General features: G+C 43.6%; 11 protein-coding genes. 5 read left to right on the top strand and 6 right to left on the bottom strand.

The window, feature by feature from the left end; translation table 11 throughout:
- Positions 1-105: 105 nt before the first annotated feature.
- The 4 genes from tnpA to FEM55_RS19240 all read right to left on the bottom strand — a co-directional run bounded on the left by tnpA (position 106) and on the right by FEM55_RS19240 (position 3,761).
- Complete coding sequence (gene tnpA / locus FEM55_RS19255; RefSeq protein ID WP_138283014.1) at positions 106-567, bottom strand: IS200/IS605 family transposase; 462 nt, start codon at positions 565-567, stop codon at positions 106-108.
- Positions 568-708: 141 nt separating this feature from the next.
- Positions 709-2,085 carry a glutamine synthetase family protein gene (locus FEM55_RS19250; RefSeq protein WP_138283013.1) on the bottom strand — a complete coding sequence of 459 codons (1,377 nt, stop codon included), beginning with the start codon at positions 2,083-2,085 and terminating at the stop codon, positions 709-711.
- A gap of 26 nt (positions 2,086-2,111) precedes the next feature.
- The gene (locus FEM55_RS19245) at positions 2,112-2,735 is read right to left on the bottom strand and encodes a DUF4230 domain-containing protein (protein WP_138283012.1); all 624 of its coding nucleotides are present in this window, start codon (positions 2,733-2,735) and stop codon (positions 2,112-2,114) included.
- 3 nt (positions 2,736-2,738) lie between these two features.
- Positions 2,739-3,761 carry a bile acid:sodium symporter family protein gene (locus FEM55_RS19240; RefSeq protein ID WP_138283011.1) on the bottom strand — a complete coding sequence of 341 codons (1,023 nt, stop codon included), beginning with the start codon at positions 3,759-3,761 and terminating at the stop codon, positions 2,739-2,741.
- Positions 3,762-4,020: 259 nt separating this feature from the next.
- On the opposite strand from FEM55_RS19240, the gene FEM55_RS19235 reads away from it, so the two are divergent.
- Entirely contained in the window at positions 4,021-4,815 is a 795-nt protein-coding gene (locus FEM55_RS19235) for a glycoside hydrolase family 16 protein (RefSeq protein WP_229209335.1), read from the top strand.
- Here the strand turns inward: FEM55_RS19235 and FEM55_RS19230 are convergent.
- Complete coding sequence (locus tag FEM55_RS19230; RefSeq protein ID WP_138283009.1) at positions 4,812-5,978, bottom strand: PepSY-associated TM helix domain-containing protein; 1,167 nt, start codon at positions 5,976-5,978, stop codon at positions 4,812-4,814. The two genes, FEM55_RS19235 and FEM55_RS19230, sit on opposite strands and share 4 nt — an antisense overlap.
- Before the next feature lie 311 nt (positions 5,979-6,289).
- Here FEM55_RS19230 and ileS point away from each other — a divergent pair, with 311 nt between their 5' ends.
- The 4 genes from ileS (at position 6,290) to FEM55_RS19215 (ending at position 11,145) form a co-directional block, all read left to right on the top strand.
- Positions 6,290-9,724: an isoleucine--tRNA ligase gene (ileS, locus tag FEM55_RS19225; RefSeq protein WP_138283071.1), complete on the top strand. Its 3,435-nt coding sequence runs from the start codon at positions 6,290-6,292 to the stop codon at positions 9,722-9,724.
- Entirely contained in the window at positions 9,724-10,065 is a 342-nt protein-coding gene (locus tag FEM55_RS19220) for a DUF6934 family protein (RefSeq protein ID WP_138283008.1), read from the top strand. The genes ileS and FEM55_RS19220 overlap by 1 nt, the downstream gene beginning before the upstream one ends.
- A 121-nt stretch (positions 10,066-10,186) precedes the next feature.
- The gene (locus tag FEM55_RS25025) at positions 10,187-10,354 is read left to right on the top strand and encodes a hypothetical protein (protein WP_171036609.1); all 168 of its coding nucleotides are present in this window, start codon (positions 10,187-10,189) and stop codon (positions 10,352-10,354) included.
- An 11-nt stretch (positions 10,355-10,365) separates the two neighbouring features.
- Complete coding sequence (locus FEM55_RS19215) at positions 10,366-11,145, top strand: 3-hydroxyacyl-CoA dehydrogenase (protein ID WP_138283007.1); 780 nt, start codon at positions 10,366-10,368, stop codon at positions 11,143-11,145.
- A gap of 722 nt (positions 11,146-11,867) precedes the next feature.
- On the opposite strand, the gene FEM55_RS19210 is transcribed toward FEM55_RS19215, so the two are convergent.
- A complete protein-coding gene (locus FEM55_RS19210; protein WP_138283006.1) occupies positions 11,868-12,617 on the bottom strand; it encodes a DeoR/GlpR family DNA-binding transcription regulator in 750 nt (249 codons plus the stop codon).
- Positions 12,618-12,723 lie beyond the last annotated feature (106 nt).

Genomic DNA, 12,723 nt, shown 5'->3' with positions numbered 1-12,723 from the left:
AGAAAACGAATTTTCAAATATATAATGTCCTGGCTCCGGAGGAGCTCCCTACAAGCAGGAAGCCATTCCATGACTTTTTGTTTCGCTTCTGATACTCTTTGGTCTTTACTCAAAAAATTCAAATAAATGTTTGTCTTCAAACGGGACTTCAAACTTCTTTAAAAAATCATGATACTCTTCTCTGAATGTACGTTTTCGATGATGTTCTTCCTGATTCAAAATATACTGAATTACTGAATTAATATGTGAATGGGAGTAAGAGAAAACGCCGTAACCTTCCTGCCATGCAAATTTTTGTTTTGTCCATTTCTGCGCATTTACAAACTCGTTGCTTTCTACTTTAAGTTCTTTAATAAAATCAGAAATTGAAAGTACCGGACGAAAACCGACAAAAAGATGAACATGGTCCGGCATACAATGGATTGCCAGCATTTTAGCCTTTCTGTTCCGGACCAGGCCGCTGATGTATTTATGCAGTTCTTCTTTGTTCTCTCTTGGTATCAGGCTTTCACGGTTTTTCACTGTGAAAACAAATTGCAGGTAAATTTGTGAATAGGTATCTGCCATTAAAAAGGTGTGTGTGTTTGTACATTGTAAAATAAAGTATTTTTTTCTTGAAATACGGCAGGGGGCTCCTCCGGAGCCAAACAATTTTGATTGGTATTGTACTACAAACAGGGGATTGCTCCTGCGGCCCGAAATGTAGTGCTAAATCTGCTCAAAATACCGTTTCCTTTCCCAATCCGTTACCGATGTATCATAAGCACGCTGTTCCGTTTTAAAAAAATGCGTGTAGTGCTCTACAACCTCTTTGCCAAATGTATTTTTGGCAAATTCACTGTTTTCGAACATGGCTGTTGCTTCTGCAAGCGTGTAGGGAACTCTGGGCAGATGCGCCGCGGCGTATATGTCACCGACGAAACATTCCGGCGGTTCGGTTCTGTTTTTGATTCCATCCAGTCCTGAGGCGAGTGAAGCTGCAAAGGCAAGATAAGGATTGCAGTCTGCACCCGGAATCCGGCATTCGATTCTCAGACTGGCGCCGCTGCCTACAACCCGGAAACCCGCAGTCCGGTTATCATAGCTCCATGCAAGCCGGGTAGGCGCCCAGGAGCCGTCTACAAATCGCTTATATGAATTGATTGTTGGCGCATAAAAAGGCATAACATCCGGAACATGTTTTATCCAGCCACCCAGAAACCAGCGAAACAGATCCGAACCTTTTACAGGACCAAATTCCTGATCGCCGGCAAATGCATTTTCACCATCTTTCCAGAGGCTCATATGGATATGACTGCTGGAACCCGCCTGATCAGAAGCGAATTTTGCCATAAAAGTGACCGAACAACCCATGGCATCGGCTACTTCTTTCATGCATTGCTTGTAAACGATATGATTGTCAGCCATCGGAAGTACTTCCGAATATTTTACATTCAGTTCATGCTGTCCAAGCCCCCATTCGCCTTTGGAAGTTTCAATTTCAATACCCGAATTTTTCAAATGACGCCTTACAGCGGAAGTATATTTTTCATTCCGCGTACCCTGCATGATATGATAATCTTCCAGATAATATCCGGCAGGCGTCAGGTTTTGAAAATTTTGCTGAAAAGCCTGTTTGTAGCTGTTTTCCAGCAGATAATATTCAAGCTCGGAAGCGGCAAAGCATTTTGAACCGTCAGCTTCGAGCTTTTCAAGCTGTTTTTTCAGAATGGATCTTGGCGCAATGGTTTCCAGTTCGTGCGTTTTTTCATTATGCAGATCACAAAGGATCAGTGCCGTTTTTTCCAGCCAGTCGGCAATACGCAGTGTTTGCAGATCCGGCACAAGATGAAAATCGCCGTAGCCCAGTTCCCAGTTTGCATATCTGTAGCCGGGCACCGGATCCATGGCCATATCGGTTGTCAGCAGATAATTGCAGCCATGCGTTCCGGATTGCAGTACGGAATCCATGAAATAATCCGCATCAACACGTTTGCCCATTAACCGGCCGTAATGATCCGTAAAAGCTACAACAATGGTTTCAATCAGCCCCTCTCCTATTTTACTTGCCAGTTCATCTGGTGTCAGAAATCCTTTTTTATTCATCAGAAGAGTCAGTTAACAGGTTTATATCAGCGTAACTTATCAATTTCAGCATTCAATGGAAATTTCAGGACTACTTTTTTGCCGGAAGCTTTTTCCAGAACGGGTGTCAGGATCTTTCTTGCATTTTGCCTTGTCTGGTCCAGAATTCCCATATCCAGCGCTGATTTCTGAATTTGCTTTTCAGCCTGCTTATATGCATCCTGAACCAGTTTTGCTTCTTCCGTAAAGGCGTATTCTGTGTTGTAAACTTTCGATTTGCTGTGATCTATTTTAAAAACACAAAGCTCGGGTTCGGGCATATTGACGACCAGAACGGAATCGTCGGAAGTAATATCCGCCATTTCGAGTTGCGTAAGATCCACGCAGCCGATTGCTTCACCCTGCACGATCAGGACGGCCTTTGCATTGGGCAGGAAAGTTTTGACAATTTCCTGTTCCACAACGTCTTTGAAATTATATTTCACCAGCTCGAGTTTTCCCATCGCGCTGATTTCCTGCAGTACCAATGTATGCACCGTCTCGGTCTGATCCTTGCCGCTCATCCAGTCGGGAACCCATTTTCCGGTACGAAAACTGGTCCATAAGGATTGGATTCCAGCAAGTAACAATAATAAAACCAGTATTTTGAATAACCAGGAAAACAGACGCATAACTTACTTTTTATTGAGAACGTGTTCATTTACCGTTTCATCTTTTACTTCTGCGGCCATGCGCTGCGCAATGATACTGGCGGCGATCAGCTGCAATGCGTGATAAATCATAATGGGCAGCAGCATCAGTCCGGCCTGCGCTCCGGAAAACAGAACTTTGGACATCACCGCGCCTTGCACAAGCGATTTTTTCGAGCCGCAAAATACAGCCGTAACCTTGTCTCCGCGATTAAATTTCAGCAAGTCGCTTATGAAAGTCAGCAGATAATAAATCCCGAAAAACAGCGCAAGCATTCCTATTGCCAACAATACGATTTCTTCCCATCCCAGCGAACTGAACAGATGCTCGCCAAAAGATTCGCAAAAGGATGTGTACACGATCAGCAAAATGGAAGACTGATCAAAATAGCGGATGTATTTTTTCTTGCTTTCGGCAAAATGACCATATTTCTTGTTCAAAAGTATTCCTGCAAATACCGGCAGTAAAACCTGAAGTGACAGTTTGATAACAACCGACAACATATCAAAATCGGTATTGCCCGATTCCATTACCAGTCCCATCCAGAAAGGTGTTATAAAAACGCCTAAAAGGCTGGAAATGCTTGCGTTGAATATAGCCGCAGGAATATTTCCCTTTGCAAGTGAAACCATGACGACGGAAGAAGAAACCGTTGAAGGCAAAGCAGTTAAAAAGAATATAGCAAGCCAGAGCGACTGGCTTTCTTCGGTTTTGAACAAAGAGCGGCAGGCAAGAGCAAGCAGCGGAAATAAAACAAAAGTGGAAAAATGTACTGTCACATGCAGTTTCCAGTTCACCAGACCCGCGCGCAGCTTTTCGGCGCTGAGACGCAGTCCGTAAAAAAAGAAAATGATAGAAACGGCATACGTGGAAATTTCGGAAAGCGGCACCGGACTTTCTTTCATCCCGGGGTACGGCCATAGCCAGGCCAAAAAAATCATGCTGATCAATCCAAGCATAAATCCGTCCAATCCTGCTTTTCTGGCTGTTTCTACTATTCTGTTCATTCTGAAAATTTAACTGCGTAATAATGCTTTTCAGCTTAAAAAACGATCTTACCGGCTGTATTTACAAACAAAAGGGAAAGTATTTTAAATAAAACAAGCTTTTGAAATGTACTCTGACTTCCTTGTCCCGGAATGATCCGTCTGATTAGAAAAATCCTGCTATGTACTTTCTATTTTAGCCAAACAATCATTCCGGCGGAAAACAGCTGATATTTGAAATATGCATTTCATACTGAAAAACTTCCTTCTCATTTTAACAATGGCATTAACGACTGCGGTTGCCGAGGCACAATGGACACTGGTTTGGTCCGATGAATTTGAACAGAACGGCCCGCCCAACCCGGAGATATGGCAGCCGGAAACGGGATTTGCAAGAAACAATGAAGCGCAATGGTTTCAGGGCAAAAATGCATATTGCAAAGACGGATTCCTGATTCTCGAGGCAAAGAAAGAACGGGTCAAAAATCCGGATTACAATGCGAACAGCAAAAGCTGGAAACAGAACCGGGAATATGCCGAGTATACTTCTGCAAGCATTGTGACGCGCGGCAGAAAAAGCTTTCAGTATGGCCGTTTTGAAATAAAAGCCCGAATTGACACCCGATCCGGATTATGGCCTGCGTTCTGGACACTGGGCGAAAAAGGCGAATGGCCGGATAACGGAGAGATCGACATCATGGAATTTTACAGAAACATGCTGCTCGCCAATATGGCCTGGGGCTCAGCGGAACGATACAAGCCCGTCTGGAATGCTGTAAAAAAACCAGTCAGTGAATTCAATGATCCTGAATGGTCTTCAAAGTTTCATACCTGGCGAATGGACTGGGACGAAAAAAGCATTCGTTTATACGTTGATGATCAGCTGATCAATTCGCAGGATCTTGAAAAAGCACGTAATGCAAAAAATACAGATATCAGGCCATTTGCGCAGCCGCATTATTTATTACTGACCCTTGCAATCGGCGGTGATAACGGCGGCGATCCTTCAGGAACTCAATTCCCGGCCCGATTTGAAATCGATTATGTAAGAGTTTATCAGAAAACAGGAAACTAACGGCTGACCAGATCCGGTTTCAGTTTCTGCACGTTTTTCTTTACTTTTTTCTGGCTCTTATTTCTTCTTCCCCACCAGATTATAAACCCGGTAACAGGCAAAGTTGCGCAGATCAGGCTGGCGAAAAAGGCCAGGATTTTCCCCGGAAGCCCCAGAATGGCACCTGTATGAATGTCGTAGTTCATTCTGCGCAGCTTTTTCCCGAAATTGGCTTCGCTGTATTTTCCGGTATATGGCCCTTCCGCTTTTATTTTCTTCAATGTATGCTGATCAAAATAATTGTAATCCACATGATAATAAGTGCCATGTCGGAAATTCACATATGAATAAATGGATTCGGATTTCAGATGCGGAAAGGAAATGTTCATTCCCTGATGCTGCGGATATTCCCGCTGTAAAGTATGCCATGCACGATCCACAGCGGTCATCGGCTTGAATTCCGCAGCTATGGCCGTGGTATCTGAAACCGGATTGTAATACTGGTCGGACCCGATGCCGCCTGTTGCTGTGTACAAGGATTGTGAAAACCACTGAAATCCCCAAACAAGCCCTGTAATCGCAAGAATTACTCCGACAGACATGACGTAAAACCCGAAAACATTATGCAGGTCGTAGTTTTTTCGTCTCCATGCCGCATTCCATTTAATGGAAAACCGCTGTTTTCTCGCCGATTTGTTTTTTGGCCACCAAAGCACAAGTCCGCTGATGAGCATCACAAGGAAAATAAGCGTAGCCGACGCCACAACGGGCTGGCCGATGTTGGCAGGAAGCCATAGATAATAATGTCCGTGCAGTATAAAATGGAAGAAATCCTCGTCTTCATTCCAGATCTTGACAACCTTGGCCGTATAAGGATTGATATAAACTACATAATAGTATTCAGGATCGATATTGTAAAAACCAACCTGCGCATTCCGGTCTGAAAGGCCGTAAAGAACGCCGTTTGCTTTTTTTCCCGGAAGCGCCTTTTCTGCACTTTCCTGCAAAACGGATGGCGGTAGAACTTTTGCACCTGTAACCGGTTGTGTAAACATGTAGGGCTGCGTAAAACTTTTTATTTCCTGCTCAAATGCAAGAATACAGCCTGTTATGGAAATTACGAAAACGATAAGCCCCGACGCAAGGCCAAGATAAAGATGCAGTTTACCAATCAGTTTTTTCATCGACTGTGCTGTTCGCAATTGCTTATTTAGACTTATTTAAAATACTAAGGTAATGCGAACATTTATAAAAACAAGAAATCCTGCCGCTTTATATCGGAACTTATGCAAAGTTGAAAACCGTACGGACCTGTAAATTGTGACGCGCTGCCGCTGAAACCGCACATCGTCTTTTATATGCATGAAGTATGCAGCATCCTTTTGGCAGAAAAAAAATGCGTAATTTTGCACTCTTGAAATCCAAAACGGGTTTTATCTGTACATTGAAATTACATTACCGGGCTAAAAGCCAGAAGCTGAAGGCCAAAAGCAATATGAAATACAACGAATATAAAAATCTGAGTTATCCTAAAATCGGAGACGAAGTACTGCAATTCTGGAAAGATAAAAAGATATTCGAAGCGTCGGTCGAGACACGCGAAGGTGCTCCGACATTTACCTTTTATGAAGGCCCGCCCTCGGCCAACGGAACGCCCGGCATTCACCATGTGATGGCACGTGCGATCAAGGATATTTTCTGCCGCTATAAAACTTTACAGGGATTTCAGGTAAAACGCAAAGGCGGCTGGGACACGCACGGACTGCCGGTGGAACTGCAGGTTGAAAAAGAACTGGGCATTACCAAAGACGATATCGGCAAGACAATCTCAGTGGCCGAATACAATGAAAAATGCCGCCAGACAGTCATGAAATTCACAGATCAATGGAATGACCTGACTGAAAAAATGGGTTACTGGGTAGATCTCGACGATCCGTATATAACCTATAAAAGCGAGTACATAGAAAGTTTATGGAACCTGCTTAAAAAGCTGTATGACAAAGGCTTGCTTTACAAAGGATATACAATCCAGCCTTATTCGCCGGCCGCCGGGACAGGACTTTCGTCTCACGAGCTGAACATGCCGGGAACTTACAAGGATGTAAAGGATACCACAATCGTGGCCATGTTCAAGGTGCAATCTGCCGGAACTTACACGATTTTTGAAAAACATTCCGAGCTGGATATCCGCATTCTTGCATGGACGACAACGCCGTGGACGCTTCCAGCGAACTCCGCGCTGACAGTAGGCGGAAACATCACATATGTACTGGTGAAAACCTTCAATCCGTACACGTACGAACCGGTGGCAGTAGTTCTTGCGAAGGATCTGATCGGAAAATACTTTTCGGACAAAGGCAAGGACAACGGTTTTGAAGGATATGAAGCGAGCGACAAAAAACTGCTTCCATGGACTATTCTGGAGGAATTCAAAGGAAAAGAACTGGAAGGCATTCAATACGAGCAATTAATGCCTTACATCCAGCCTGAAAAACCTGCTTTCCGGGTTATTCTGGGTGATTTCGTAACGACGGAAGACGGAACGGGTGTTGTGCATACGTCGCCTACTTTCGGCGCGGACGACTTCCGGGTAGCGCAGGCCAACGGAATTCCTGCCATTATGGTAAAGGACGAATCCGGCAAGGAAGTGCCTGTTGTGGATCGCCGCGGACGTTTTGTAAAAGAAATAACAGATTACGCCGGCCGTTTTGTAAAACCGGAATATTACTCCGAAGAAGAGCAGAACGATCCCGAATTCAGAGCAACGGACGTCATGATCGCCATTAAGCTGAAAGAAGAAGGAAAAGCTTTCAAGGTGGAAAAATACGAGCACCCTTATCCGCATTGCTGGCGTACGGACAAGCCGGTCCTTTATTATCCGCTGGACAGCTGGTTTATAAAAACAACTGCGGTTAAAGACAAGCTTGTAGAACTGAACAAAACCATTAACTGGAAACCGGAAAGTACCGGAACAGGCCGTTTTGGAAACTGGCTGGAAAATCTGGTGGACTGGAACTTGTCCCGCTCGCGTTACTGGGGCACGCCTCTGCCGATCTGGCGAAGTGAACACGGCGATGAAGTTTGCGTCGGTTCCATCGAAGAATTGAAAGATTTGCTGGAAGAAGCACTGCTTTCAGGCCATCTGAACAGAGAACAATCGGCCAAAAACTCCGATTACCTGCTGAAACTGGAAAACGGTGATTTTGATTTGCACCGTCCGTATGTGGACGATATTGTACTGGTTTCCAAGAAAGGCAACGTCATGCACCGCGAACCGGATCTGATCGACGTATGGTTTGACTCGGGCGCCATGCCGTATGCGCAATGGCATTATCCGTTTGAAAGTCAGGATACGTTCAATCAGAGTTTTCCGGCAGACTTCATTTCGGAAGGTGTGGATCAGACCCGCGGCTGGTTTTTTACCCTGCATGCTATTGCCGGTATGCTGTTTGATTCCGTGGCATTTAAAAATGTGGTTTCTACCGGTCTTGTTCTTGACAAGAATGGCAACAAAATGTCCAAACGTCTGGGCAATGCAGTGGATCCGTTTTCTACGCTTTCCCAATATGGTCCGGATGCAACAAGATGGTACATGATTACCAATGCGGAACCCTGGGATAATCTTAAATTCAACATTGACGGAATTGGTGAAGTCCAGCGGAAATTTTTCGGAACGCTGGTAAATACTTACAATTTCTTTGCTTTATACGCCAATCTGGACGGATATGAATTCGGATCCGGCAATAAAACTGCTGTTCCTGGAAAACGCACGGAACTGGACCGCTGGATTTTATCCAAACTGAATACGCTGGTTAAAGAAGTTGGCGAACAGTTTGATGATTATAATCCGACAAAAGCCGGGCGCCTTGTGCAGGATTTTGTTACCGATCAGCTTTCAAACTGGTATATCCGCCTGAACCGCCGCCGTTTCTGGAACCCATCACAAGGACAAGGCAGCGGATTGACAGAAGACAAACAGGCGGCATATGAAACACTGGAACATTGCCTTGTAACCGTAGCACAGCTGATGTCGCCGATTGCACCGTTTTTTGGCGAATGGCTGTATAAAAACCTGACAGACGGAGATCGTCAGGCGGCAGTTGAAACTGATTCGGCTTATAAATTTGACTCGGTACACCTTACTTACTGGCCGAAAATCGAGGAAGAAGCAGTGGATCTGGATCTGGAAACATCCATGGAACTGGCGCAAACGATCAGTTCACTGGTTCACTCCATTCGTAAAGGGCACAAAATCAAAGTACGTCAGCCTTTATCCAAAATCCTGATCCCGGTTTTAAATGACCATACAAAACGTCAGATTGAACAGGTTACTTCCATCATTTTAACAGAAGTCAATGTCAAGAACATCGAGTTTGTTCATGATGACAGCGGAATCCTGAAAAAGAAAATAAAGCCTAATTTCAAAACGCTCGGGCCCAAGTTCGGACCTAAGATGAAAGAAGTTGCCGCTGCCATTTCGGGCATGACCGAAGCGGAAATCAAAGAGATTGAACGTAACGGATCAATCAGTCTGAACACTGCTTCTGCACCGGTTGACATTGCAGTTTCTGATGTTGAAATCATTGCGGAAGACGTTCCGGGATGGCTGGTGGCCAGCGAAGGCGGGCTTACCGTTGCGCTGGATATTACGGTAACAGATGAACTTCGTCTGGAAGGCATCGCACGCGATTTTGTTAACCGCGTTCAGAACCTTCGTAAAGACAGCGGCTTTGAAGTAACGGATAAAATAAAAATTACTTTGCAGAATAACGACGGCCTGCTTGCCAGCGCTGTAAACGCCAACAAGGATTACATTTGCCAGGAAGTACAGGCACTGGACCTGAATCTGACAAGCGACCTGAACGGCGAAGCGACCGAAATTGAGATGGACGAATTCCTTCTGAAAGTAAAGATCGAAGTGGTTTCGTAATGCATTACGAGGCTTATGCATTAAATGCAAATAAAGAAAATACCCGCTTCCAGTTTAAAAGTACTGGAAAGCGGGGAATTTTTGAAAAGGTAATTCTGATAACCCAGATTAACGATTATTTATTTAACCTTTCGTTGCTGGATTATGATTTGATTACACAAGAGTATAGTGATAAAGCAATTACTGACAATGGCGACATGCCCGAAGTATTAGCAACTGTTTTTGAAGCTATCAATATTTTCCTGAATGAGTATTCTGATAAATCAGTCTATTTTGAAGGAAGTACAATGGCAAGAACAAGACTTTATCAGATTGTAATTAATAAAACTTATGATCTTTAACATCAGAATTTCAAATATTTGGCTTGAAGAACAATGTATGGATGCAATTTGAGGCCAATGTTAGTTACGATGTTTTTTAATTGAAAAAAGATGATAATTTTATTAAGTTAAAATTCAAAACATGAAAGTTTCAGAACCCAAAAAAAATAAAATCAATAACGGTATCAAAGCGGCTTATGATCCGTCATTAGATAATCTGCCAATTCCCCGTGCAGCCTTGGAGAAAACCGAAAAAGCACGTGCATTTTTTGAAAAACATCCGCTTCCCGAACATCTTCTGAGGAAATAACACTTTCCTGCATGCAACTTCAGAACGCCACAGCCCTGATTACCGGCGGCGCTTCCGGTTTGGGAGAAGCCACTACTAGATTATTTATTCAGGAAGGTGCCAGCGTTGCCATTCTGGATGTTAATCAGGAAGCAGGTGAAAAGCTGGAAGCGGAATTTCCAGGCCAGTTAAAATTCATTAAAACAGATGTATCTTCCGGGCAGGATGTTCAGCAGGCTGTTGAAAAAACAATTGAAATCTTTGGTGCGCTTCATATAACGGTTAATTGCGCCGGCATTGCTCCTGCCCGCAAAATCATCGGAAAAACAGACGGCGTTTACAGCCCGCATGCGCTTGAAATTTTCGAAAAAACAATCTGCGTAAATCTGACCGGAACATTCAACGTCATGCGCCTGGCTGCATTTGCTATGGAAAAGAATGAACCCAATGAAAACGGCGAACGCGGCATCATCATCAACACGGCGTCAGTAGCCGCATACGACGGCCAGATGGGACAAGTTGCCTACGCAGCCAGCAAAGGAGGAATTGTCAGCATGACTTTGCCTGCAGCACGCGATCTTGCAAAATCCGGCATCCGCGTAATGGCCATTGCGCCGGGATTATTTGAAACTCCATTATTGCTTGGATTGCCGGAAGAAGCCCGCATGTCACTCGGACAACAAATTCCATTTCCTTCGCGTCTGGGCCGGCCGTCTGAATATGCCATGCTTGTAAAATCCATCGTTGAAAATCCCATGCTCAATGGAGAAGTAATCCGGCTCGACGGTGCAATACGGATGAGCGCTAAATAACAAAATTTCTTCTAATTACTTTATTTCAAGATAATTGATTTATATTCAAGGATGAAGTCAATGCAACATATAGCTGGCCAAAAAACCGTTTTACAATGGTTATTTATGGCTTTGTTACTTACCGGAACCGTACTGCTCCGGGAAAATAACGGCTTGCGCTATACTAATCGAATTGAAGAAGTTCATACAGTCACCGATTCCTCTAAGCACTTAAAGTACAAACCGCAACTTTCCAAGTATTCCTCAAAGGCGGCAGCAATCATTTCGTTTTATTGCAAAAACACGCAGTTACTTACATTAAAGCAATTTTCATTAAGGCTTCACAACTACTTCCCTCCGAAAAGCAGTATTTATCCCAACTTCATTATTTCTTTAAAATCGGTCTGTAATCAGCATTTCCGCAGCAGATCTCTTTCTCAGAAAGACACTTCTATTTTCCTTGTTTAATATAAAATCCGTTTGGTAATCAACAATTTATTTTCCGCAATCCTGCCGGAAAACAGATTACTCTGTGCGCTTCACAATCCTGTTTACATGATCTGAAGTTGGATTTTATAACATAAATCAAGGAAAATGAACTACCTAAAAATAGTGCACTACACAAAAAAGTGGCTGCTAAGACTGGTCATCGCTTTTATGCTTGGCTTTGCAAATGCCATCCATATGAATGTAAAATCAGTGGATGAAAGTTTGTTTAAGATTGAAGAAACAGACAAAAAGCTTTAAGCCATTTTTATCCCCAATTCAGTATATACCTTAAACGATTCATCCTCAGCCGGCTGGTCGGTTATAATCACCGATAACCGATCAGTCGGACAAACATAATAGGCTTCTGCTGTTTCCAGCTTTTCAACGGTAGCCAGCGCAATGATTTCCTTTGAAGATTCGATCATCACTCTTTTCACTTCGCTTTCCTCGAAATCCGGGCCGGTTACGCCCAACTCGGCATGTATGCTGCAAATACCCAGCAGACAGATATCCGCCCTGAACTTCTTCAGAAACTGGATGGTATCATTCCCGATCGTAACAAAGGAATTTTTCAACAAGCGTCCGCCTGCAAACAAAACTTCCACATGTTCATGTTCTTCCAGCAACGTAGCAACGGGAAAGCTGTTTGTAACAACTGTAAGGTGCATGTCTTTTGGCAGTAACTGAGCAACCAGCACCGCAGAAGTACCACCGTCAAAAATAACAACCTGACCGTCTTTCAGGAAATCAAGTGCTTTTTTTGCGATGATCTGCTTTTGTTCGGTATCATGTAATATCCTGTCTTTAAAATGATGAGGGCCGGGCGAGTGCGGAACGGCTCCTCCTCGTACGGATTTCAAAAGTCCCTGTTCCGCCAGCTCCTTTATATCACGGCGAACTGTATCCTCCGAAACATTCAATAAGGTGCTTAATCCTGCCAGATATACTTTTTGATCGTGTACGAGCCTGTCCAGAATAAACCGGAAGCGTTCTTCTTTCAACATACTAATTCTGTTTTATGCAAAATTAATAATTCATACTAAATTAACATTGCACAATATTGCAAATTATATTTACATTTGTTGCAAAATAAAGCATCTTAAAATTTAT

It is taken from the genome of Dyadobacter sediminis (assembly GCF_005860765.1).
In the GTDB taxonomy this organism is placed as follows: domain Bacteria; phylum Bacteroidota; class Bacteroidia; order Cytophagales; family Spirosomataceae; genus Dyadobacter; species Dyadobacter sediminis.
Note: the sequence above shows the minus strand (reverse complement) of the source record. Positions and strands in the feature narration are given on the sequence as shown.

What these genes read in the sequence shown, in the direction of transcription:
- tnpA (WP_138283014.1), bottom strand. Translation starts at nt 567, where the DNA reads ATGGCAGATACCTATTCACAAATTTACCTGCAATTTGTTTTCACAGTG.
- FEM55_RS19250 (WP_138283013.1), bottom strand. Translation starts at nt 2,085, where the DNA reads ATGAATAAAAAAGGATTTCTGACACCAGATGAACTGGCAAGTAAAATA.
- FEM55_RS19245 (WP_138283012.1), bottom strand. Translation starts at nt 2,735, where the DNA reads ATGCGTCTGTTTTCCTGGTTATTCAAAATACTGGTTTTATTATTGTTA.
- FEM55_RS19240 (WP_138283011.1), bottom strand. Translation starts at nt 3,761, where the DNA reads ATGAACAGAATAGTAGAAACAGCCAGAAAAGCAGGATTGGACGGATTT.
- FEM55_RS19235 (WP_229209335.1), top strand. Translation starts at nt 4,021, where the DNA reads ATGGCATTAACGACTGCGGTTGCCGAGGCACAATGGACACTGGTTTGG.
- FEM55_RS19230 (WP_138283009.1), bottom strand. Translation starts at nt 5,978, where the DNA reads ATGAAAAAACTGATTGGTAAACTGCATCTTTATCTTGGCCTTGCGTCG.
- ileS (WP_138283071.1), top strand. Translation starts at nt 6,290, where the DNA reads ATGAAATACAACGAATATAAAAATCTGAGTTATCCTAAAATCGGAGAC.
- FEM55_RS19220 (WP_138283008.1), top strand. Translation starts at nt 9,724, where the DNA reads ATGCATTACGAGGCTTATGCATTAAATGCAAATAAAGAAAATACCCGC.
- FEM55_RS25025 (WP_171036609.1), top strand. Translation starts at nt 10,187, where the DNA reads ATGAAAGTTTCAGAACCCAAAAAAAATAAAATCAATAACGGTATCAAA.
- FEM55_RS19215 (WP_138283007.1), top strand. Translation starts at nt 10,366, where the DNA reads ATGCAACTTCAGAACGCCACAGCCCTGATTACCGGCGGCGCTTCCGGT.
- FEM55_RS19210 (WP_138283006.1), bottom strand. Translation starts at nt 12,617, where the DNA reads ATGTTGAAAGAAGAACGCTTCCGGTTTATTCTGGACAGGCTCGTACAC.